21 protein-coding genes are annotated in these 22,843 nt (G+C 61.7%); 7 read left to right on the top strand and 14 right to left on the bottom strand.

Translation table 11 applies throughout. From position 1 onward, the window contains the following. Nucleotides 1–155: 155 nt before the first annotated feature. Nucleotides 156–1,358 (top strand): MFS transporter, encoded by a 1,203-nt coding sequence (locus ACOYXG_RS02965; RefSeq protein WP_460355823.1) that lies wholly within the window; start codon nt 156–158, stop codon nt 1,356–1,358. Here the strand turns inward: ACOYXG_RS02965 and cueR are convergent. The 3 genes from cueR to ACOYXG_RS02980 form a co-directional block, all read right to left on the bottom strand. Then, nucleotides 1,312–1,725, bottom strand: a complete 414-nt coding sequence (cueR, locus tag ACOYXG_RS02970; protein ID WP_007962968.1) for a Cu(I)-responsive transcriptional regulator — start codon at nt 1,723–1,725, stop codon at nt 1,312–1,314. The two genes, ACOYXG_RS02965 and cueR, sit on opposite strands and share 47 nt — an antisense overlap. Beyond that, complete coding sequence (locus ACOYXG_RS02975) at nt 1,722–4,115, bottom strand: heavy metal translocating P-type ATPase (RefSeq protein WP_115988275.1); 2,394 nt, start codon at nt 4,113–4,115, stop codon at nt 1,722–1,724. Before ACOYXG_RS02975 ends, cueR begins: the two co-directional genes overlap by 4 nt. 194 nt (nt 4,116–4,309) lie before the next feature. Beyond that, nucleotides 4,310–4,693, bottom strand: coding sequence for a hypothetical protein (locus ACOYXG_RS02980; RefSeq protein ID WP_460355827.1), 384 nt, complete (start codon nt 4,691–4,693; stop codon nt 4,310–4,312). A gap of 148 nt (nt 4,694–4,841) precedes the next feature. On the opposite strand from ACOYXG_RS02980, the gene ACOYXG_RS02985 reads away from it, so the two are divergent. Then, nucleotides 4,842–5,042, top strand: coding sequence for a heavy-metal-associated domain-containing protein (locus ACOYXG_RS02985; RefSeq protein WP_096794848.1), 201 nt, complete (start codon nt 4,842–4,844; stop codon nt 5,040–5,042). A gap of 232 nt (nt 5,043–5,274) precedes the next feature. Then, entirely contained in the window at nt 5,275–6,477 is a 1,203-nt protein-coding gene (locus ACOYXG_RS02990; protein WP_150369575.1) for a multidrug effflux MFS transporter, read from the top strand. 5 nt (nt 6,478–6,482) lie between these two features. Here ACOYXG_RS02990 and ACOYXG_RS02995 read toward each other — a convergent pair whose 3' ends face one another. The 3 genes from ACOYXG_RS02995 to ACOYXG_RS03005 form a co-directional block, all read right to left on the bottom strand. Further along, entirely contained in the window at nt 6,483–6,656 is a 174-nt protein-coding gene (locus ACOYXG_RS02995; RefSeq protein ID WP_166496092.1) for a hypothetical protein, read from the bottom strand. A gap of 153 nt (nt 6,657–6,809) precedes the next feature. Beyond that, the gene (locus ACOYXG_RS03000) at nt 6,810–7,823 is read right to left on the bottom strand and encodes a zinc-binding alcohol dehydrogenase family protein (RefSeq protein ID WP_460355833.1); all 1,014 of its coding nucleotides are present in this window, start codon (nt 7,821–7,823) and stop codon (nt 6,810–6,812) included. Nucleotides 7,824–7,855: 32 nt separating this feature from the next. Then, nucleotides 7,856–8,149, bottom strand: coding sequence for a putative quinol monooxygenase (locus ACOYXG_RS03005; RefSeq protein ID WP_096794850.1), 294 nt, complete (start codon nt 8,147–8,149; stop codon nt 7,856–7,858). Between the two features lie 118 nt (nt 8,150–8,267). Here ACOYXG_RS03005 and ACOYXG_RS03010 point away from each other — a divergent pair, with 118 nt between their 5' ends. The 3 genes from ACOYXG_RS03010 to ACOYXG_RS03020 all read left to right on the top strand — a co-directional run bounded on the left by ACOYXG_RS03010 (nt 8,268) and on the right by ACOYXG_RS03020 (nt 11,753). Continuing rightward, nucleotides 8,268–9,197: a LysR family transcriptional regulator gene (locus ACOYXG_RS03010; RefSeq protein ID WP_007962958.1), complete on the top strand. Its 930-nt coding sequence runs from the start codon at nt 8,268–8,270 to the stop codon at nt 9,195–9,197. 315 nt (nt 9,198–9,512) lie between these two features. Further along, nucleotides 9,513–10,244 carry an ArsR/SmtB family transcription factor gene (locus tag ACOYXG_RS03015; RefSeq protein WP_097089938.1) on the top strand — a complete coding sequence of 244 codons (732 nt, stop codon included), beginning with the start codon at nt 9,513–9,515 and terminating at the stop codon, nt 10,242–10,244. A gap of 126 nt (nt 10,245–10,370) precedes the next feature. Then, nucleotides 10,371–11,753, top strand: a complete 1,383-nt coding sequence (locus ACOYXG_RS03020; protein ID WP_460355837.1) for an MFS transporter — start codon at nt 10,371–10,373, stop codon at nt 11,751–11,753. A 118-nt stretch (nt 11,754–11,871) separates the two neighbouring features. Here ACOYXG_RS03020 and ACOYXG_RS03025 read toward each other — a convergent pair whose 3' ends face one another. The 3 genes from ACOYXG_RS03025 to ACOYXG_RS03035 all read right to left on the bottom strand — a co-directional run bounded on the left by ACOYXG_RS03025 (nt 11,872) and on the right by ACOYXG_RS03035 (nt 15,091). Then, nucleotides 11,872–12,825 (bottom strand): adenosine deaminase, encoded by a 954-nt coding sequence (locus ACOYXG_RS03025; protein ID WP_003221371.1) that lies wholly within the window; start codon nt 12,823–12,825, stop codon nt 11,872–11,874. 82 nt (nt 12,826–12,907) lie between these two features. Then, complete coding sequence (locus ACOYXG_RS03030) at nt 12,908–13,873, bottom strand: 2-oxoglutarate and iron-dependent oxygenase domain-containing protein (protein WP_096794852.1); 966 nt, start codon at nt 13,871–13,873, stop codon at nt 12,908–12,910. 144 nt (nt 13,874–14,017) lie between these two features. Then, on the bottom strand, nt 14,018–15,091 hold the full coding sequence (locus ACOYXG_RS03035; protein ID WP_103369677.1) for a BMP family ABC transporter substrate-binding protein: 1,074 nt from the start codon (nt 15,089–15,091) through the stop codon (nt 14,018–14,020). A gap of 286 nt (nt 15,092–15,377) precedes the next feature. Here ACOYXG_RS03035 and ACOYXG_RS03040 point away from each other — a divergent pair, with 286 nt between their 5' ends. Further along, nucleotides 15,378–16,469, top strand: coding sequence for a calcium:cation antiporter (locus ACOYXG_RS03040; RefSeq protein WP_096794854.1), 1,092 nt, complete (start codon nt 15,378–15,380; stop codon nt 16,467–16,469). 124 nt (nt 16,470–16,593) lie between these two features. Here the strand turns inward: ACOYXG_RS03040 and ACOYXG_RS03045 are convergent, their stop codons facing one another. The 5 genes from ACOYXG_RS03045 to ACOYXG_RS03065 form a co-directional block, all read right to left on the bottom strand. After that, a complete protein-coding gene (locus ACOYXG_RS03045) occupies nt 16,594–17,952 on the bottom strand; it encodes an 8-oxoguanine deaminase (protein WP_027613641.1) in 1,359 nt (452 codons plus the stop codon). 258 nt (nt 17,953–18,210) lie between these two features. Continuing rightward, complete coding sequence (locus tag ACOYXG_RS03050) at nt 18,211–18,897, bottom strand: SDR family oxidoreductase (RefSeq protein ID WP_095138233.1); 687 nt, start codon at nt 18,895–18,897, stop codon at nt 18,211–18,213. A 247-nt stretch (nt 18,898–19,144) separates the two neighbouring features. Beyond that, nucleotides 19,145–20,071 carry an ABC transporter permease gene (locus tag ACOYXG_RS03055; protein WP_460355843.1) on the bottom strand — a complete coding sequence of 309 codons (927 nt, stop codon included), beginning with the start codon at nt 20,069–20,071 and terminating at the stop codon, nt 19,145–19,147. Beyond that, a complete protein-coding gene (locus ACOYXG_RS03060; RefSeq protein ID WP_460355845.1) occupies nt 20,071–21,177 on the bottom strand; it encodes an ABC transporter permease in 1,107 nt (368 codons plus the stop codon). The genes ACOYXG_RS03055 and ACOYXG_RS03060 overlap by 1 nt, the downstream gene beginning before the upstream one ends. Before the next feature lie 15 nt (nt 21,178–21,192). Next, nucleotides 21,193–22,740 (bottom strand): ABC transporter ATP-binding protein, encoded by a 1,548-nt coding sequence (locus ACOYXG_RS03065; RefSeq protein ID WP_460355848.1) that lies wholly within the window; start codon nt 22,738–22,740, stop codon nt 21,193–21,195. Nucleotides 22,741–22,843: the final 103 nt, after the last annotated feature.

Consider the following 22,843-nt stretch of genomic DNA (forward strand, 5'->3'; position numbering starts at 1 on the left):
AGGAGTGAGCCTGCTCGCGATGGCGGTGTGTCATTCAGCAAAAGTGTTGCCTGATACACAGCCATCGCGAGCAGGCTCACTCCTACAAGGGATTTGTGGTGTTCCTGGAATGTGTGTGGGAATCTTGTCCGCCCTCGCACACTCAAGGATTGAATGTGAACGCCCGCCTCATCATCACCGCCCGGCTGATCTCCGACTTCGGCGCCTTCCTCAACATGGTCGCGCTGGCGACTTACGTTTACCTGCTGAGCAACAGCGCCATGAGCGTCGGGGTGTTCCTCGCCAGTCGGGTTGGCGGGGGGATTTTTGCCAGCCTGATGGGTACACGCTTCTACCGGCGCTGGAATGGCCGGGTGCCGCTGATCGCTTTCGATCTGCTGCGCGCGGCGTTGCTTGGCCTGCTGTTGATCCTGCCGCTGAGCCAGCAGGCGTTGCTGTTGCCGGTGATCGCTTTCGGCCTGGGTTTTGGCAATTCGATGTTCGCCATCGGCCTCAACAGCCAGTTGCCGAGGCTGATCGACCCGGCGCAGCTACTGAAAACCAATGCCTGGATCACCTCGGCGTCATCCGCAGCGATGGTCGGCGGCAGCCTGGTGTCCGGCTTGCTGGTGGCGGCCTTTGGTTTCGAAACGGTCTTCGCGCTCAACGCGCTGACCTATGTGCTGGCGGCGTTGTTGATTGCTCCGTTGCGCTTCGCCGCTGCAGAAGTCAGCGAACAATCGATCAGCGAACGCGGCGAATGGTCAGCCCTGAAACAAGGCCTGCGCAGCGCTCCGGTGATTGCGGCGATGCTCGCCGTGACCATGGCCGACACCTTGGGCAGTGCCGCGCACAACGTCGGCTTCCCGATCATCTCCAAATTGCTCACACCTGATTCGGCCAGCACCACGCTGGGCCTGATGCTGGCGGTGTGGGCCAGCGGCAAACTGCTCGGCGCACGGATTGCCAGTCGCCTCAAAGGCACGGATAACCGTGATCTGGAGCGACGGTATTTCTTCGGCGTGGCGTTGATGTCTTGCGGTTTTATCCTGATGTTCCAGCAGCACAGCCTTCTTGGTCTGCTGCTGTTTTCCCTGCCGGCGGGGCTGGGTGATGGCGTTTCCGAAGTCAGCCTGATGTCGCGCCTGCAACGTGAACCGGAGCATTTGCGTCTGCCGATTTTCAGTTTCCTGACCTTGCTGCAAATGACCGGGTTCGGCGTCGGCATGCTGATTGCCGCGCCGTTTTACGGCTGGTGGACGCCGGGTGCCGTGGTCATGCTGTTCCACGGCATCCCGCTCGGTACGCTGTTGACCGTGAAGCTGCTGGCGCTCAGGCGCGGGCGGGTTGCGCGCAGCAGCCCGACGCCAGCTCCTTGAGGATCGGACAGTCGGGACGATGGTCGCCATTACAGTGCTCGACCAGATCCTGCAGGGTGTCGCGCAACTCGCCGAGTTCGCGGATCTTCTGATTCAGTTCGTCGATGTGCTGACGCGCTAGCGCTTTCACATCGGCACTGGCACGTTGGCGATCCTGCCACAGGGTCAGCAGCTTGCCGACCTCCTCCAGAGAAAACCCCAAGTCCCGCGAACGCTTGATGAACGCCAGGGTGTGCAGGTCATCATCGCTGTAGACCCGGTAGCCGCTGTCGGTGCGATGGGCCGCCTTGAGCAGGCCGATCGACTCGTAATAGCGGATCATCTTTGCGCTCAGGCCACTGTGCCGGGCCGCTTGGCCGATGTTCATCGGTGTTCCTCCAGATCCTTCGGTTTCCAGGTTTTCAACAGTAGCGCATTGCTCACCACGCTGACGCTCGACAGCGCCATCGCCGCGCCGGCCAGCACCGGGTTGAGGAAGCCGAGCGCCGCCAGCGGAATGCCGATCAGGTTGTAGACGAAGGCCCAGAACAGGTTCTGGCGGATCTTCGCGTAGGTCTTGCGGCTGATCTCCAGTGCCGCCGGTACCAGCCGTGGATCGCCGCGCATCAGGGTGATACCGGCGGCGTGCATCGCCACGTCGGTGCCGCCACCCATGGCGATACCGATGTCCGCTGCGGCCAGTGCCGGGGCATCGTTGATGCCATCGCCGACCATCGCCACCACGCCGGTTTTCTTCAGTTCGGCGACGGTGGCGGCTTTGTCGGCGGGCAGCACTTCGGCGAGCACGTTCTCGATGCCCAAAGCCTCGGCAACCACTTTCGCACTGCCACGGTTGTCGCCCGTCAGCAGATGGCTGTGGATATCGCGGGCGGTCAGTTGTTGCACTGCTTGTAATGCGCCGGGCTTGAGCGTGTCACCGAAGGCGAACAGGCCGATTACGCGCGGTTCAGGACTTTGCTCGATCAGCCACGACAAGGTCCGGCCTTCGCTTTCCCAGGCCTCGGCGGATTCGGCGAGATTGCCGGCGCCCAGGCCGCTTTCTTCCAGCAAACGCCGATTGCCCAGCGCCAGACGCCGACCGCCAAGATTGCCGGCGATGCCACGCCCGGTCAGGGACTGGCTGTCGCTGACATCCGGCACGTTCAGGCCACGTTCGGCGGCCGCGTCCAGCACGGCTTTGGCCAGCGGATGTTCGCTGCCGCGTTGCAGGGCGCCGGCCAGTGTCAGCAGAGTATTTTCATCGCCATCCAGCGCACTGAAATGGGCGATACGCGGGGTGCCGGAAGTCAGCGTGCCGGTCTTGTCGAAGACCACGTTGTCGACTGCATGGGCACGTTCCAGCGCTTCGGCATCTTTGATCAGAATCCCATGGCGCGCAGCCACACCCGTGCCGGCCATGATCGCCGTCGGCGTGGCGAGGCCGAGGGCACACGGACAGGCAATCACCAGCACGGCAACAGCGTTGATCAACGCGGTTTCCATGGGCGCGCCGTATAGCCACCAGCCGATCAGGGTGGCGAGGGCGATCAGCAACACGCTGGGCACGAACACCTGGCTGACTTTATCCACCAGTTTCTGGATCGGCGCTTTCGCCGCCTGAGCGTCTTCTACCAGACGGATGATCCGCGCCAGCACGCTTTCCGCGCCGAGGGCGGTGGTGCGCACCAGCAAGCGACCTTCACCGTTGATCGCGCCGCCGGTGACTTTGTCGCCCGACTGTTTTGGCACTGGCAGGCTTTCGCCGCTGATCAGCGCTTCGTTGGCGTGGCTTTGGCCTTCAAGTACTTCGCCGTCTACCGGGAAACGTTCACCGGGTTTGACCAAGACCTGATCGTTCAGACGCAGGGCGCTGATCGCGACGTCCTGCTCGCGACCGTCGATGACCTGAATCGCGCGTTCCGGACGCAAGGCTTCCAGAGCGCGGATGGCGCTGGCGGTCTGGCGTTTGGCGCGGCTTTCCAGGTATTTGCCGAGGAGCACCAGGGCGATCACCACCGCCGAGGCTTCGAAATACAGATGCGGCATGCGCCCGGCGGCGGTGGCCCACTCGTACAGGCTCAAGCCATAACCGGCGCTGGTGCCGAGGGCCACCAGCAAGTCCATGTTACCGGCCCCGGCGCGCACGGCTTTCCACGCGGCCACGTAGAAACGTGCACCGAAAATGAATTGCACCGGGGTGGCGAGGGCGAATTGCGCCCAGGCCGGAAGCATCCAGTGAATGCCGAACGGTTGCAGCAGCATCGGCAACACCAGCGGCAACGCCAGGACGATCACGCAGATCAGCGCCCAGCGCTCATGTTGCAGGCGCTGTTGCTGATTATCGGTAGTGGGATGTTCGGCTTGCCAGACGCTGGCCGAGTAACCGGCCTTGCTTACAGCATCGAGCAGCGACTGAATGTCGACCTGACCGAGCCATTCGAGGTGTGCGCGTTCGTTGGCGAGGTTGACGCTGACGCTCTTCACCCCGGGGACTTTGTTCAGGGCGCGCTCGACGCGACCGACGCACGAGGCGCAGGTCATGCCGTCGATGTTCAATTCCACCGTCTGCTGCGGCACGCTGTAGCCGGCGCGTTCAACCGCCTCCATCAACGCCGGCAAGCTGTCACCAGGCGCCTGGACGCGGGCCTGTTCGGTGGCGAGATTGACGCTGACGGCACTGGCGCCGCTGACTTTGCGCAACGCCCGCTCGACACGCCCGGCGCAACTGGCGCAGGTCATGCCGGCAATCGGCAGATCGAAAGTGATGGAATCGGACATCGGTCTTACTCCCTGTAGAAGATGCCTACAAGGATCAACCTTGCCACGCGGGCAAGGTCAAGCGCCAATATTTGACTCACTACAAAAACAGTGTGGGAGCGGGCTTGCTCGCGAATGCGGTGTGTCAGTCAACATCATCGCTGAATGACACAGCGCATTCGCGAGCAAGCCCGCTCCCACATTTGGAGTTTTGCTTAGTATTCGAGGGCGGCAGGTCGCAGGTACAAGCCTTTGGCATTTGCCGCGATCCGGTACTTGAGCACATCGCCGGCCTTGAGCGAGATCTCCTGCGCCGGCGGCGCGAGCATGCCTGCCTGGCAACCCGGCACTTGGCCAGGCAATTGTTTCAGACGGATGGAAATCGTCCCGTGGGGCAGGTTGAACGAAGTGGTCTGTTCCTGAAGCAGGCGCGCTGCCAGTTCATCATTGACGTACACGCCAATCTCGCAGGGAGTCGGCACTTCCAGACGCTCGCGCGAGATGATCAGAACGGCGTAGTCCTCAGCGGTCGCGTTGGCCTGGGGCAGGGCGGCAAAGAGGCTGAGCAAGCCAAACAGGCTGAAAGCTGACCAGCGCATGGCTGAATCTCCTGAATTTGAGTCATTGATGCACGCAGCTTGGCTGAGCGCGACGCCGATTGCCAGCCCGGCAGTTTTCTGCAGAACTTGACCTTGCCATGGTGGCAAGCTCGACACTGCCGGCAACCTCACTCAAAGGAGTCCATCCATGCAAGTGTTCAACGTTCAAGGCATGTCCTGCGGCCACTGTGTCAAAGCCATCACCAACGCCGTGCAGGCGAAGGATCCGGCGGCCAGCGTGCGGGTCGATCTGGCGGCCAAAGAAGTCGGCGTCGAGAGTTCGCTGAGTGCCGAGCAGGTGATCGAGGTGATCAGCGAAGAGGGCTACCCGGTAAAACTCGCCGGATAACGATAAATCCCTGTGGCGAGGGAGCTTGCTCCCGCCGGGTCGCGAAGCGGCCTTTTTTTCAATTGAAAAACACTCGGCGTGCTGCGCAGTCCAGCGGGAGCAAGCGCCCTCGCCACAGGTTTCAGGTGTAGGTCATCTGATTTCTAATAGTTAGCGAGCTATCGGAATGTTCAAGGTGTCTCAGCGCGGCTAGACTGTCGGGCTGCCGACTTCTATCCCACCTGGATGCCTGATGAACTTCCGTACCATTCTGATTCTCGGTGCCCTGAGCGCCTTCGGTCCGCTGGCGATCGACTTCTATTTGCCGGCGTTCCCGTCGATGGCGCTGGCCTTTGGCACTGATGAAAAGCACGTCCAGCTGACCCTGGCAGCCTATTTCGCCGGTCTGTCGATCGGGCAGTTGCTGTATGGGCCGGTGGCCGACCGGTTTGGTCGGCGCCTGCCGCTGTTGGTCGGTGTCGGCCTGTTCACCCTGGCCTCGCTGGCCTGTGCTTATGCACCGAATCTGGAATGGCTGATCGGCGCGCGTTTCGTTCAGGCGCTGGGCGGCTGCGCGGGGATGGTGATTTCCCGGGCGGTGGTCAGCGACAAGTGCGATGCGGTCGGTTCGGCGAAAGTCTTTTCACAACTGATGCTGGTGATGGGGTTGGCGCCGATTCTCGCGCCGTTGCTCGGCGGTCTGCTGGTCAATACCACGGGCTGGCAGTCGATCTTCCTCGCACTGACCGGCTTCAGCGCACTGGCCGCCCTCGCTGTGGCGCTGGGTCTGCCGGAAAGTCTGCCGGATTACGTGCCGCGCCAGCCGTTGTCCGGTGCGTTGCGCCAATACGGCCGGTTGTTTGGCGACCGGGTGTTTCTCGGCCACGCCCTGACCGGCGGTATCGCGGTCGCCGGGATGTTTTCCTATATCGCCGGTTCGCCGTTCGTCTTCATCAAACTGTACGGCGTACCCGCCGAGCATTTCGGCTGGCTGTTCGGCACCAATGCGGCGGGGTTCATTCTGGTGGCCCAGGTCAATGCGCGGCTGTTGGCCAAGCGCGGTCCGGCATTCCTGCTGGCACGGGCGGTGTGGGTGTATCTGTTGGCCGGGGTTTCTTTGCTCGCGGTCAGCTCGCTGCACACCGAAGCGTTGTGGCCGCTGTTGATCCCGTTGTTCGTGTGTATCGCCAGCCTCGGCTGCATCCTGCCCAACGCAGCGGCGTGTGCAATGAACGGCCAGGGTGCGCGTGCCGGTAGTGCGTCGGCACTGATGGGCTGCCTGCAGTTCAGCGTGGCTTCCGGCGCGGCTTCGCTGGTGGGCGTTCTGCACGATGGCAGCGCCATGCCGATGGCCATGGTCATCAGCCTGTGCGGGTTGCTGGTGGTGAGCGTCGCGATGTACACCCGGCATTTGCAGAATGCCCGGGCGTTGGCGCAAGCACAGGCCGAAGCCTGACTGCCTCAGCCGACGGCGCGTTGCTGTCCGGGGTCGGGAATCCGATGGGGCGCGTGCAGGCGCGCTTCGAGGGTGCGGGTGAAGGCGAGCGCCTCGGCTTCACTGCGGAAGGTCACGGCGTGCTGGTCCAGACGAACCTGCCATTGGGACTTTGCCACTTCTTTTATCAGGATCTTCATTACTGACCTCCCTTGTGTAAAAGATGCATCGCAGAGGCTTCGAGTGTAGACCTGAATACGATCGGATTTGTGACAACGATCAAGCATCTGACTGACGGCAAAAAACAGCGCCAGCCCTTGAAAGGACTGGCGCTGATTATGACGTCCGGGTTTTCAGAAACTTTCTAAAACAATTTTGCCCTTGGCCTTGCCGCTTTCCAGCAGCTCATGCGCCCGGCGCAGGTTCGCCGCGTTGATCGTGCCGAAATGCTCGCCGACGGTGGTCTTCAACGTCCCCGCATCAATCAGCTCGGCCACTCGGTTGAGCAGCTTGTGCTGCTCGATCATGTCCGGTGTTTCGAACAGCGAGCGGGTGTACATGAACTCCCAGTGCAGCGACAGGCTCTTGCGCTTGAGCTGGCTCACGTCCAGCGACTTCGGATCGTCGATCAGCGCGAGTTTGCCTTGCGGGGCCAACGCCTCGACCAGTTGCTCCAGGTGCAGATCGGTCTGGGTCAGGCTGGCGACGTGGGTCACGTGATCGATGCAGGCGCGTTTCAGTTCCTCGCTCAACGGCTGGCTGTGGTCGATCACCAGGTCGGCACCCAGCTCGTTCACCCAGTCGCGAGTCTGTGCACGGGACGCGGTGCCGATGACCTTCAGGCCGGTCAACTGGCTGGCCAGTTGGGTGAGGATCGAACCGACGCCGCCAGCGGCGCCGACGATCAGCAGGCTTTGACCTTCATCGGTCTTGCCCTCACGGATCTGCAGGCGTTCGAACAGCAGTTCCCACGCGGTGATCGCGGTCAGCGGCAGCGCGGCGGCTTCGGCAAAACCGAGGGATTTGGGCATGTGGCCAACAATGCGCTCATCGACCACGTGCAGCTCGCTGTTGCCACCGGCACGGGCGATGGAGCCGGCGTAAAACACTTTGTCGCCGGCCTTGAACAGCGTCACTTCACTGCCGACGGCTTTGACCACACCGGCGACGTCCCAGCCCAGTACTTTTGCTGCGCCGTTTTCCGGCGCCACGTTCTGCCGCACCTTGGTGTCGACCGGGTTGACCGAGATGGCTTTGACTTCCACCAGCAGGTCGCGCGGGCCGGCGACCGGCTCCGGCAGTTCGATGTCTTGCAGGGATTTTTCGTCGCTGATCGGCAGGGAGGCGTAATAGGCGAAGGCTTTCATGACTTGCTCCGTAACGGTAATAGAAGAAGGGCTCAGGCGATGGCGCCCAGACGTTTCAATTGGAAGTGTTCGATGCAGTGGCCGGCGGCGGCCTGGAAGTTCTGAAAATGCGCGCTGGCGTTGTGCGCCGAAAGGATTTCCTCGCTGGCCCAGTGTTCGATCACATAGAAGGTCAGCGGGTCGGCGAGGTCGCGGTGCAGGTCGTACTGGCTGCAGCCTTCCTCGGCGCGACTCGGCTCAACCAGTGCGCGCAGGGCGTTTTCGAGGGTGTCCTGCTGGCCGGGTTTGGCGATCAGGGTGGCGATGGCGGTGAATGCTTGGGACATGTGCGGCTCCAGTCGCGGGATAAATTTGCTTGAACCCATCATTGGCTATTTCTCGGCGCGATAAAACCGGCTAAAAGAGCAGTCTCTTTCAATATTTTTTTGATAATCGAGGCTGAGAATGCTGCGTTTCGACGATTTACAGTTGTTCGTTCGCGCGGCGGATCTGGGCAGCCTGTCGGCAGCGGCGCGGGTGATGGACATGTCCGCGGCAGTGGCCAGCGCCGCGCTCAAACGCATCGAACAGCAACTGGGCGTGCGTTTGCTGGCGCGCTCGACCCGCAGCCTGCGTCTGACCGCCGAGGGCGAAGGCTTCCTCGAATACGCGCGGGCCGCGTTGAGTTCGCTGGACGAAGGCCGGCGATTTCTCTCCAGCGCGCAGGATCAGGTCAGCGGCATCCTGCAGTTGTCGGCGCCTTCGGATTTCGGGCGCAACTTGCTGTTGCCGTGGCTCGACGAGTTTCAGCGCGAGCATCCGAAACTGACCGTGCGCCTGTTGCTCGGTGATCGCATCGCCGACCTGTTCCGCCAGCCGGTGGACATCGCCCTGCGTTATGGCGAACCCGAGGATTCGAGCCTGGTGGCTCTGCCCATCGCTCCGGACAATCGCCGCGTGCTCTGCGCATCGCCGGCGTACCTGGCGCGCCACGGCGAACCGCGTCAGCTCGAACAACTGGCGCAGCACAATTGCCTGCTGTACATGCTCGGCAGTCGCGTGCACGACCATTGGAGTTTTCATGACGGCAAACGTGAAGTCGGCCTGACGGTCAGTGGCGATCGCTTCAGTGATGACGCCGACGTCGTCCGGTTGTGGGCGGTGGCGGGGGCGGGCATCGCCTACAAATCGTGGCTCGATGTCGGCGCGGATGTGCTCGCCGGGCGCCTCAAAGTGTTGCTGCCGGAGCTGCTCTGTGAGCGTGCTCCGCTGAATTTGTTGTGCGCCCATCGCGCACAATTGAGTAAGCCGGTGAACCTTTTGAGGGAAATGCTCGCCAGCCGATGCGCCGAATTGAGTAGTCAATTTCCCCATTTCCCGAAAGTTGATCATTAGTCGCAGGCAATTAGCGAAATTTCACTCAGGAACTATCACCATTCGTGTCAGCCACGGCGCAGGAAGCAGCGTGCATCCCGCTTATACTAGCGACCGCCTCAAACCTGCACCGATAACCGGTCAGGACTGAATCCGGCCGGTTTTTCAGAGCCGGGCGAGCGCTGCACAAACGCCGCGGACACTCCATTGACGGGTGCCGCAGCACCGGCCTGGCTTGCTCCGGTTCATGGCGTTTTACCCGTCTTGGCCGATGACCCATTACTGGTCAAGATGTCTTCGAGCAGTAGACGATACGATTCAACAGGGAGTGAATACATGGAACATGCACCTTGCATCAGCCAGATCGCCACGCTGCTGGCCGACCCCAAGCGCAGTGCGATGATGTGGGCGTTGATGGATGGCTCGGCACGCCAGACCGAAGAGCTGGCGCTGCTGGCAGGGTTGTCGCCATCTTCGGCCAGTGCGCATCTGGGGCGTTTGTCCGCCGGGGGCCTGTTGAAAGTCGAGGTCCGTGGGCGCAAGCGCTTTTTCCGTCTGGCAGCCCCGGAGATCGCGGCGGCCATCGAAGCGCTGGCCAGTGCCACGATCGCCAGCGCACCGCGGGAAATTCCTCACGTATTCAAACGCTCGGCACCGAGCGCCAATCCCCGGACTGCGCCGTCTTCACTGCTGCGTGCGCGCTTTTGCGATGATCATTTGGGTGGCACGCTGGCCGCCGATCTGTATCAGCGTCTGCTCGATGCCGGCTGGCTCGAACAGATCGAGCAGCGGGTCGTGGTGACCCTCAAAGGCTCGACGCAACTGGCCAACCGCGGTGTGTTCATCCAGGCCCTCGCTCATCGCAAGGCTCAGGTGGCGTGCGCCTGTCCGGACTGGAGTGAACGTCGCCCGCACCTGGGCGGTTCACTCGGCGCGGCGGTGCTGCAACTGTTCATGCAGTCCGGCTGGCTGGTGCTGCCCAAGGACTCCCGAGCCTTGCAAGTGACCCCGGCCGGGCAGCGGGAAATCCAGCGGTTCGCCAAGGAAACCGAGCTGGAATTGGCGTGATAGAGCGTTCGCCGGCCGACACTTCGACGCTGGCGTCGCCTGTGACTGCGAACAGGTCGTATCCAGAAAAAGCGCTGAGGCGTTATCGCGCACACTCGATCCGCACACATTGCGGAGGGGATGGGCATGGATACGCGAAACTTCAGCGCGGCAGAACGCCTGGAACGGCTGCCACTCAGCGGTTATCACCGGGTTATTTTCATCATCATTGCCCTGGCGTTCTTTTTCGACTCCATGGACCTGGCCATGATGACGTTCCTGCTCGGCTCGATCAAAACCGAGTTCGGCTTGAGCAGTGCACAGGCTGGCCTGCTCGCCAGTTCGAGTTTTTTCGGCATGGTGCTGGGGGCGTCGTTATCGGGGATGCTCGCCGATCGTTTCGGGCGTAAACCGGTGTTTCAGTGGAGCATCGTGTTGTGGGGCGTGGCCAGTTATCTGTGTTCGACCGCGCAAACGGTCGAGAGCCTGACGCTGTTCCGGATCCTGCTGGGGATCGGCATGGGCATGGAGTTTCCGATTGCACAGTCGATGCTTTCGGAGTTGATCCCGGCGCAGCGGCGCGGGCGCTACATTGCATTGATGGACGGTTTCTGGCCGCTGGGTTTCGTCGCCGCCGGGGTGCTGTCGTACTTTCTGCTGCCGCTGATTGGCTGGCGCGATATCTTCCTGGTGTTGGCGGTGCCGGCGGTGTTTGTGCTGGCGATCCGTTTCTTTATCCCCGAATCACCGCGCTGGCTGGAGCAGGCCGGACGCCACGAAGCCGCGGACAAGGTCCTGGGCGCCATCGAGGCGCGCGTGCGCACCTCGCTCGGTGTCGAAACGCTGCCTGAGCCGGTGCGCCTGCCAAGAACAGTGACGCCGCCGGGCAACTTCTTCTCGGCGCTCAAGCAGATCTGGTCGCCGCAATATCGCCAGCGCACCACGATGATCTGGAGCCTGTGGTTTTTCGCCTTGCTCGGTTTCTACGGGCTGACATCGTGGCTCAGTGCGTTGTTGCAACAGTCGGGTTTCGCCGTGACCCAGTCGGTGTATTACACCGTACTGATTTCTCTGGGCGGGATTCCCGGGTTCCTGATGGCCGCGTGGCTGGTGGAACGCTGGGGGCGCAAACCGGTGTGCATCGTGACGTTGCTCGGCGGCGGAGTGATGGCGTTTCTCTACGGGCAGAGTGCGGTGTTCGGCGGCAACGTCGCGTTGCTGATCAGCTCGGGGCTGCTGATGCAGTTTTTCCTGTTCGGCATGTGGGCGGTGCTCTACACCTACACGCCTGAGTTGTACCCGACTTCGGCGCGCGCCACAGGCTCGGGCTTTGCCTCGGCGATTGGCCGTGTCGGCTCGTTGCTCGGACCGCTGGTGACCGGGCTGGTGTTCCCGATTACCGGGCAAGGCGGAGTGTTTGCGCTGGGCGCGCTGTGCTTTGCGATTGCGGCGGGGGTGGTGTGGCTGTTCGGGATGGAGACGCGCGGTAAAACCCTGGAGGAGCTGACTGAAGCAGAGATCGCTGGCTGAACACAGCACCCTGTGGGAGCGGGCTTGCTCGCGAAAGCGGTGTGTCATTCAACCAATATGTCGACTGACACACCGCTTTCGCGAGCAAGCCCGCTCCCACAGAGGATTTGCTTTGTACTTATGGTTTTACCAGACGCGCATCCAGGCTGTTCTGCGCCAGGCGCTTGGCCTGATCCTGGGTCATGCCCAGGTGTTCATGCAGCGCATGGAAGTTCTCGGTGACGTAGCCGCCGAAGTACGCCGGGTCATCGGAGTTGACGGTGACCTTCACCCCACGCTCGAGCATGTCGAGGATGTTGTGCTGCGACATGTGATCGAACACGCAGAGCTTGGTGTTCGACAGCGGGCACACAGTCAACGGGATCTGCTCGTCGATGATCCGCTGCATCAGGCGCTCGTCTTCGATGGCGCGTACGCCATGGTCGATACGCTGGATCTTCAGCAGGTCGATGGCTTCCCAGATGTACTCCGGCGGGCCTTCTTCACCGGCGTGGGCGACGGTCAGGAAACCCTCGTGGCGGGCGCGGTCGAACACACGCTGGAACTTGCTTGGCGGGTGACCCATCTCCGAGCTGTCGAGGCCGACGGCGACAAACGCATCACGGAACGGCAGCGCCTGATCGAGGGTTTTCTGTGCTTCGTCTTCGCTCAGATGACGCAGGAAGCTCAGGATCAAACCGCTGGTGATGCCCAGTTGCTGTTCGCCATCCTTGAGTGCCGCGGCGATGCCGTTGAGTACCACTTCGAACGGGATGCCACGGTCGGTGTGGGTCTGCGGATCGAAGAACGGTTCGGTGTGAATCACGTTCTGCGCTTTGCAGCGCAGCAGGTAGGCCCAGGTCAGGTCGTAGAAATCCTGGGAGGTGCGCAGCACGTCGGCGCCCTGATAATACAGGTCGAGGAATTCCTGCAGGTTGTTGAAGGCGTAGGCCTTGCGCAGGGTTTCGACATCGCTCCACGGCAGGGCGATCTTGTTGCGTTCGGCCAGGGCGAACAGCAACTCAGGCTCCAGCGAGCCTTCCAGATGCAGGTGCAGTTCGGCCTTGGGCAGGGCGTTGAGCCAATCGTACATATTCTTTTCTCATCAGGTGCAGATGGCGGCCATTCTACAGATGCGCGCCGAAACAATTGGCAAAACCTGACCAAGCGATCCATCACACCGCTTGCGGCTCGCGCCGATAGGCGTAGGTATCGGCGAAGCGCGACAGCAGGAATTCGGCGCAGGTAGTGGTCGGATATTTCGCCGGATGCTGTGCGTCCTGGCAACCGGGAAGGCATTCGATGCGGGTGTCCGGGTGCGGCTCGGCGAAGAACGGCATCGAATAGCGATCCACCCCCAGCGGGCTGATCACCCGGTGCGGGGTCGAGCGATAGCGGTCGTTGCTCCAGCGCGCCATCATGTCGCCGAGGTTGACCACGAAGGTGCCGTCAATCGGTGGCGCGTCGATCCATTCACCGTTGATGTTCTTCACTTGCAGGCCGCCGGCGCTGTCCTGGTAGAGCAGGGTGATGCAGCCGTAATCGGTGTGCGCTCCGGCGCCTTGCTGTTCGGCGCTGCTGGCGGTGTGACGTGGTGGGTAGTGGATCATCCGCAGTACGCTGACCGGCTCAACGAAGCGCGAATCGAAGAAGTCGCGTTCGATCCCCAGCGCAATCGTCATCGCCCGCAGCAGGGTTTGCGCGAGGGCCTGCATGTCGAGGTAGTGCTGCTCCATCAGCGCTTCCCAACCTGCTTGTGCCGGATGACGATTCGGCCCGCGCAGCGGTTTTTCCGCGAGCACCTCGGGATGATCCGCCGGCAAGTGCAGGCCCATGTCGAAGGTTTCCTTGAGGTCGCTGGGTTTGTCCGGGTCGAGCTGTTCGGTGGCGATGGCGCCGTAGCCGCGATGGTGGCGGGTCTGGGTGATGTCGATCCTGAGTTTTTCTTCGGTCGGTTGCGCAAAAAAACGCTGGGCGTGGTCGAGCAGCGAGTCGATGCGCTGTGCGGAAATCGGGTGGCCCTTGATGTAGAAAAAGCCCCATTCGCGGCAGGCCTGGTCGATCTGTGCGGCGACGGCGGGCCAGGCGTTTTGGTCGTTGGTGTAGAGCGGTGAGATGTCGATGATCGGAAGACTGTTCATACACAATCCTTGAATACGCTGGGTTCCAATGTGGGAGCGAGCCTGCTCGCGAAGAGGGAGTGTCAGACAACATTTTTGTTTAATGACACACCGCTTTCGCGAGCAGGCTCGCTCCCACAGGGTTTTGTGTGGTGAATCGGAGGATTACTTCGGCATCTCGGCCTTCATCCCTTCCACGTAATAGTTCATCGACGCCAATTCGGCATTGGTTGCGCTCACCCCAGCAGGGATTTTCTCCACGCCGGCCTGATCCTTGATCGGCCCGGTGAACGGTTGCAACTTACCGCTCTTGATGTCGGCAATGATCTGCTCAGCCTCGGCTTTCACTGGTGCCGGAACCAGATCGCTGATCGGCAGTTCAACCGTGCCTTCCTTCAGCCCGCCCCAGTAATCCTGGGACTTCCAGTTGTGGTCGATCACGCTCTGGGTCGCCTGAATGTAGTGTGGCGCCCAGTCGTTGACGATCGAAGTCAGCACCGCTTTCGGGCCGAAGTGCGCCATGTCCGAGGCGTAACCCACGGCGTACACGCCACGCCGTTCGGCGGCCTGAATCGGCGCCGGGCTGTCGGTGTGCTGGAACACTACGTCCACACCCTGATCGATCAGGGCGTTGGCGGCGTCGGCTTCCTTGCCCGGGTCAAACCACGAGTTGACCCACACCACTTTGATCTCGGTGCCGGGGTTGTACTTGTTCAGCGCCAGCTGGATGGCGTTGATATCGCGGATCACTTCCGGAATCGGGAACGAGGCGACGTAACCGACCTTCTTGGTCTTGGTCATCTTCGCTGCAAGGAAACCGCCGACATAACGACCCTCGTAGGTGCGCGCGAGATAGGTGCCGAGGTTCTTGTCCTGCTTGTAGCCGGTGGCGTGTTCGAAGGTGACCTTGGGAAACTGTTTGGCGACTTTCAGCGTCGGGTTCATGTAGCCGAAGGAGGTGGTGAAAATCAGGTCGTAATTGTCCTTGGCCATGTTGCGGATCACCCGCTCGGCGTCGGCGCCCTCGGCCACGTTCTCGACGTAATTGGTGCTGATCTGCGCGCCGAATTTCTCCGCCAGTGCCTTGCGCCCCTGTTCATGCTGATACGTCCAGCCGTGGTCGCCAATCGGGCCGATGTAGACAAAACCGACCTTCAGCGGATCGGCAGCGCTGGCGCTCAGACTGATCCCCAGACCGATGGCGGCGCACAGCAGTTTGTGCAGCGGACGTATTTGCATGAATTGGAGCTCCATTTTGTTGTGTGTGGTCAGGGGCAATGCAAATTGCTGACCAACAGGACAACAAACAATCCAAAACCGAGGTGCGGCCTTCGCGAGCAGGCTCGCTCCCACAGGGCAACGCGATCAAATGTGGGAGTGAGCCTGCTCGCGAAGAGGCCGGCAAGGCCGATAAAAGTGCATGCCTGAACCAGCTGCCATCCACTGGTGCGCTAAGGTGTAACGAAACGTTAGCGCCACGCCGCAGTCAGTAGCTCATTCGAATCTCTCGGCAAAAAGGCCCGCCATGCTCACGATCCTCAAGCAAGAAAGCTTTCTGCTGCTGGCGGTGATTGCCGCGTGCATCGCTTATCCGCTGGAACACTGGATGCTCCACAGCGGCCAGATCGTCGCGCTGATCTGCGGTCTGGTGCTGATCGCCTTCATCGTCGCCGCCTCGATGCGCGTCGCCCATCATGCCGAACTGCTCGCAGAAAAAGTTGGCGACCCCTACGGCACGATGATCCTGACCCTCGCTGCGGTGCTGGTGGAAGTGGTGATCCTGGCGATCATGATGAGCAACGAGGCGTCCGCCACGCTGGTGCGGGACACGATCTATTCGGCGGTGATGCTCGACATCAACGGCATCCTCGGCCTCGCCGCGTTGATGGGCGGGCTCAAGCACGGCGAGCAGTCGTACAACGATGATTCGGCACGCAGCTACAGCGTGATGATCCTCACCGCCATGGGCGTATCGATGGTGGTGCCGGAGTTTATTCCGGCGGCCAACTGGAAGATTTATTCAGCGTTCACCATCGGTGCGATGGTGGTGCTTTATGCGTTGTTCCTGCGCATGCAGGTTGGGCCGCACAGTTATTTTTTCAGCTACAGCTACCCGGATAAACGCCGCAAGAAAGAACCGGTGGAAGATGAACCGAAACCGCTGAGCCTGACCTGGTCGATCGGCATTCTGGTGTTCGGCGTGGTGGTGATCGGCGCTCTGGCCGAAGTGATGTCCAAGACCCTCGATCTGGGCCTGGAAGGTACGGGCGCACCGCCGGTGATCACGGCGATTCTGGTGGCGGCGATTTCCGCAGCGCCGGAGATTCTGACGGCGTTGCGTGCCGCGTTGGCCAACCGCATGCAATCGGTGGTGAACATTGCGATGGGCGCGTCACTGTCGACGGTGATCCTCACCGTGCCGGTGATGGAAGCGATGGCGCTGTACACCGGTCAGCCGTTTCAGATGGCGATGACCCCGGTGCAGACGGTGATGATCTTCATCACGCTGATTGTCAGTGCGATCAACCTGAATGACGGCGAGACCAATGCCATCGAAGGCATGACTCACTTTGTGCTGTTTGCGACGTTTATCATGCTGTCCCTGCTCGGCCTTTGAGGCTGACAGAGACCAATGTGGGAGCGAGCCTGCTCGCGAAAGCGGTGTGTCATTCAACAAACATGTTGTCTGACACTCCCTCTTCGCGAGCTGGCTCGCTCCCACAGTTTTGAACGGCCGTGGATCAGGTGCCGGCGATCAACTGCCGAGCCGCCTGGCTGTGATCGGCGATCAGGCCTTTGAGATCAAGCCCCTCAACCTGACCGTCCACCACGCGCCACTTGCCGCCAATCATCACCCGATCCGCACGATCGGCACCGCACAACAGCAGCGCCGAAATCGGATCATGGCTGCCCGAGAAACGCAGCTCATCGAGCTTGAACAACGCCAGATCCGCCTGCTTGCCCACCGCCAGCTCGCCAATGTCGGTACGCCCCAACAGGCTCGCCGAGCCTTTGGTTGCCCAGCCGAGCACGCGTTCCGGGGTGATTTTTTCCGCACCATAACGCAGACGCTGGATGTACAACGCCTGCCGCGCTTCGAGGATCATGTTCGACGCGTCGTTCGAGGCCGAACCATCCACGCCCAGACCGAACAACGCACCGGCATCGGTCAGATCGATGCTCGGGCAGATGCCGGAGGCCAGACGCATGTTCGAACTCGGGCAATGGCAGATACCGGTGCCGGCCTGGCCGAGGCGAGCGATTTCATCCGGGTTGAAGTGGATGCCATGGGCCAGCCAGGTGCGCGGGCCGAGCCAGCCGACGCTGTCCAGATAATCCACGGTGCGCAGGCCGAAACGCTGCAGGCAGAAATCCTCTTCGTCGAGGGTTTCCGCCAAGTGCGTGTGCAGGCGCACATCGAGTTTGTTCGCCAGTTCGGCGCTGGCCGACATGATTTCCGGGGTCACCGAGAACGGCGAGCACGGTGCCAGAGCGATCTGAATTTGCGCACCGTCGCCGCGCTCGTGGTACTCGTGAATCAGGCGCTGACTGTCGTCGAGAATCACCTGACCTTCCTGCACAGTCTGCTGCGGCGGCAGGCCGCCGTCCTTCTCGCCGAGGCTCATCGAACCGCGTGTGAGCATGGCGCGCATGCCCAGTTCACGCACGGTGTCGACCTGCACGTCGATGGCGTTTTCCAGACCGTCCGGGAACAGGTAGTGGTGGTCGGCGGCGGTGGTGCACCCCGACAGCAGCAGTTCAGCCAAAGCCACTTTTGTCGCGAGGGCGAGTTTTTCCGGGGTCAGCCGTGCCCACACCGGGTACAGGGTTTTCAGCCACGGGAACAGCGGCTGATTGACCACCGGCGCCCAGGCGCGAGTCAGGGTTTGATAGAAGTGGTGATGGGTGTTGATCAGGCCCGGCAGGATCACATGCTCGCGGGCATCGAACACTTCGTTGCACGGTGCGGACGGTTGCTGACCGGCCGCCAGCACTTCGACGATCACGCCGTCTTGCAGCACCAGACCGCCACGGGCATCAAGCGCGTTGGCCGTGAAAATGGCGAGGGGATTTTTTAACCAGGTACGGGTCGCAGGCATTGTGGCCGGCTCCTCTGAAAGTTGGGTTCAGGGTTGCCAGCTCAGTGTTGCCCTGTCTGCTGATCCAGGGTCGCCGCGTTGGACGAGGTGCGGAGTTTCAAACAAATCGCCGGATCGGGCAAGCCCAACCCGACCATTCACCACACAACCCTTGTGGGAGCGAGCCTGCTCGCGAAGGCGTCGTATCAGTCGATACATCCATTGTCTGACACACCGCATTCGCGAGCAGGCTCGCTCCCACATTGGGATTTTCAGTGCTTACCAGGGAATGGTTTCACCCTTGTAGTTGATGAAGTGATGGCCGCCCTTGCCGGTGTACGCATTCACCTGATCAATCAGCCCACGGGTGCTGGTCTCTACATCCAGGTCAGCACCTTCACCGCCCATATCCGTCTTCACCCAGCCCGGATGCAGCGACAGCACGGTAAGTTTCTGCTCGCCCAACTGGGTGACAAAACTGTTGGTCATCGAATTCAGCGCGGCCTTGCTCGCCTTGTACAGCGCCAGCTCCGGGGCGTCGGGTACGGTGACGCTGCCCAGGCCGGAACTCATGAACGCCAGCACGCCGCTGCCGTCGCGGATCTGCCCGACGAAGCGTTGCGCCAGGTTGATCGGCGCCACGGCGTTGGTGAAAAACAGTTGCCCGACTTCGGCCAGTGTCGCGCCACCCGGGGTTTGCACTTCAGGGCCTTTGACCCCGGCGTTGACGAACAGCAGGTCGAAGGTCTCGCCCTTGAGCTGCTGGCTCAGGGCGATCACCGCTTGCTGGTCGTCCATGTCGAGTTTCTCGATCCGCACCTTGCCCAGCGCTTGCAGCGCCTCGGCCTTTTGCGGATTGCGCACGGTGGCGGTCACTTGCCAGCCGTCGGCCAGCAGGGTTTTCACCAGCCCGAGGCCCAAGCCACGGGAGGCGCCGATGATCAGTGCGTTTTTTGCCTGGGACATGACGGGGTTCCTTGAAAGTTACGGTTCACGGATTCAATGGACACGCCTGACCGAGCCGTAGTTGCAACACTCGTCGCAACACATCGAGCCGGGTCTCAAAAGAGCTGTTGATCCCGAAGCATACTCCAGACTTTAGCGTGGTTGCTTCTCGAATTCGCAGGACCCTCAGCGGTGTTCGCAAGTCAGATACACAACACCACACTGTGGGAGCGGGCTTGCTCGCGAAGAGGCCGGCAGGGTCATCGCTTTAATGCCCCGCCTGCCACGGCTGCCCCAACGACACCGGCGCATACAACCGAGTCCGAACGGCATCGCGCGACAACAGCACCAACACCACAATCGTCGCCACATACGGCAGCATCGCCAGCAGACTCGACGGAATCGCCAGCCCCAAGCCCTGCGCCACCAGATGCAGGATGCTGGCGAGGCCAAACAGATAAGCCCCGAGCAACAAGCGCCACACCCGCCAACTGGCAAACACCACCAGCGCCAGGGCAATCCAGCCGCGTCCGGCGGTCATGTTCTCGGCCCACATCGGCGTGTAAGCCAGGGACAGATAGGCACCGGCCAAACCGGCCATCGCCCCGCCGAACAGCACCGCCAGCGTGCGCACGGTCAGCACCGGCAGGCCAATCGCACTGGCCGCGTCCGGGTTCTCACCAACGGCCTGAATGATCAGCCCGACACGGCTTTTGATGATCACCCACGCCACCAGCGCAAACAGCGCGAACGACAGGTACACCAGCAAGTCCTGAGCAAACAGCATGCGCCCGATCAGCGGAATCTCACTCAAGTACGGAATCGCCAACGGCTCGAATCCGGCCAACGGCTTGCCGACCCACGCTGCACCGACAAAGGTCGACAGGCCCACACCGAAGATCGTCAGCGCCAGCCCGGTCGCCACCTGATTGGCGTTGAACACCAGCGCCACCAGGGCAAACAGCGATGACAACAACATTCCCGCGAGCATCGCCAACAACACGCCGAGCCACAAGTTGCCGCTTTTAAGGGCGACGATAAAACCGATCACCGCGCCAAACAGCATCATTCCTTCCTGGCCGAGATTGAGCACGCCGCTCTTCTCGCAGATCAACTCACCCAGCGCCACCACCAACAGCGGCGTGCCGCAACGCACCATGGCGTAGAAAATATTGCTCAGCAGATCGATATCCATCACAGCGCTCCGGTGGTTACGGCGGTGGTCGACGCGCGCCGTGTCCAGCGCAGTTTCAGACGTGGCCGATAGAGAATCAGCACGTCGCAGGCCAGCAGGAAAAACAGCATCATTCCCTGAAACAGTTGGGTGATGGCTTGCGGCAGATTGAGGGTCATTTGCGCGCTTTCACCGCCGATGTACAGCAGCGCCATCAGCAGGCTGGAGAACAGAATCCCGATCGGGTTCAACCGCCCGAGAAACGCCACGGTGATTGCTGCATAGCCATAGCCCGGCGAGACTTGCGGCACCAATTGCCCGATCGGCCCGGTCACTTCGCAAACCCCGGCCAGCCCGGCCAAACCACCGCTGATCAACAGCGCGAGCCAGATCAGACGCTTCTCACGAAAGCCGACAAAACCCGCCGCACGTTTATCCAGACCGAGCACTTTGATCTGGAAACCGACGAAGCTTTTCTGCAACAACACCCACACCGCAACCAGCGCGAGCAGGGCGAAATACACCCCGGCATGCACCCGGCCATCCTCCATCAGCAGCGGCAGGCGACTGGCGTCGCCGAACATCGCCGACTCGGGAAAGTTGTAGCCGGCCGGATCCTTCAGCGGCCCGTGCACGCAGAACAGCAACAGGTTCAGCGCGATGTAATTGAGCATGATGCTGGTGAGGATTTCGTTGGCGTTGAAGCGCGTGCGCAGCCATGCCGTCAGCCCGGCCCAAGCGGCCCCGGCGAAGGTCCCGGTGAGCAGAATCAGCACCAGCGCCCAACGGCTCTGCAGGTCGATGATGTTCACCGCCAAGGCACTGCCGGCGAGTGCACCGAGGAGCAACTGGCCTTCGGCGCCGATGTTCCAGATTCGCGCTTGATAAGCCACGGACAGACCGAGTGCGCAAAGCAGAATCGGCAGCGCCTTGACCAGCAGTTCGGAGACGCCATACAGATCGCTGACCGGTGCGATCAACAGCGTGTGCAAGGTTTGCAGCGGGTCATGTCCCAGAGCGATGAACAACAGCGAGCCGCAACCGAGTGTCAGCAGTGCTGCCAGCAACGGCGAGCACCACAACATCAGGCGCGATTGCTGGCCACGGGGTTCGAGGGAAAGCAGCATGTTGGGAAAACTCCGTCAGGCCGTGGCCGATGAATGCGTGGGGTTGATGTGCCCGGCCATCCAGCCGCCGACATCGCTCAGCAGGGTGTCGGTGGTGTTCTGCAGCGGCGACAGACGCCCGGCGCACAGGGCGCCGAGGCGGTCGCTGATCTGGAACAGTTCGTCGAGGTCTTCGGAGATCACCAGGATCGCCGCGCCGGCATCGCGCAGGGCAATCAGCGCGCGGTGAATGGTCGCCGCTGCGCCAACGTCCACGCCCCAGGTCGGGTGCGCGGCGATCAGCAGTTTCGGTTGCTGGAGGATTTCCCGGCCGAGAATGAATTTCTGCAGATTGCCGCCGGACAGGCTGCGCGCGGCCGCGTGAGTGCCCGGGGTTTTCACCCCGAAGCGCTGAATGATCTGTTGGGCAAGGGCTTCGACTTTGCTGCGCTCGATCAAACCGTTGCTCACCAGCCCCTGTTGAAAGGCCGTGAGCAAGGCGTTGTCGGCAAGGCTCAGTTCCGGCACTGCGCCGTGGCCCAGGCGTTCTGCCGGGACGAACGCCAGACCGAGTTGGCGCCGCGCATCCGGGCGCAAATCGGCGACCGCTTGCCCGGCGAAACGAATCGTTGTCGCGCCGTCGCGGGGCAGGGTTTGTTCACCGCTGAGCAGGGCGAGCAACTCATCCTGGCCATTGCCCGCGACCCCGGCGATGCCGACGATTTCGCCGCCGCGCACTTGCAGATTGATGTCGCTCAACGAGCAGCCGAAGGGATCGGGGTTGTGCCAGCTCAAGCCGTTGACCTGTAGAAAGTCCGCGCCGCCACTGACCTTCGGATATTCGCCGATCAACGCCGCCGCTTCGCCGACCATCATCTGCGCCAATTGCTGATCCGAGCATTCGGCCGGCCGGCAATGCCCGGCGACCCGCCCGCCGCGCAAAACCGTGGCGCTATGGCACAGGGCGCGCACTTCCGCGAGCTTGTGGCTGATAAACAGAATGCTGCAACCCTCGGCGGCGAGGCGGCGCAGGGTGATGAACAGTTCGTCGGCCTCTTGTGGCGTCAGCACCGACGTCGGCTCGTCGAGGATCAGCAGGCGAATGTCCTGCATCAGGCAACGAATGATCTCCACCCGTTGCCGCTCGCCAATCGACAGGCTGTGGACAAGTCGCTCCGGCTCCAGCGCCATGCCGTAGCGGCGCGACACTTCGCGAATTTTCGGCTCAAGCTGTTTCGGCGTACCGGCCTCGGCGCCCATTGCCAGAGCAATGTTCTGCGCGACGCTGAGGGTTTCGAACAGCGAGAAATGCTGGAACACCATGCCGATCCCCAACTGCCGGGCCTGCGCCGGGTTGCGAATATTTACTCGCTGACCCTGCCAGAGCATTTCCCCCGTATCGGCCTGGGTCACGCCGTAGATGATCTTCATCAGTGTGCTTTTGCCCGCGCCGTTCTCACCGAGCAGGGCGTGGATTTCCCCCGGCGCGATGCTCAGGTCGATGGCGTCATTGGCCAGGCAACCGGGGTAGCGTTTGCTGATCTGGCGCAGTTGCAGGCGCGGCGTTGAATCTGGGCTTGGCATGACAGGCTCGACTGACTTGGAGTTGTACCTGTGGATAAAGCAATTTCCTGGCCATTGAGTCAGGAACGCCCGCCGTAACTGTTGCCGCGTGCCGGCGGCAGAG

Source organism: Pseudomonas sp. G3-39 (assembly GCF_054790485.1).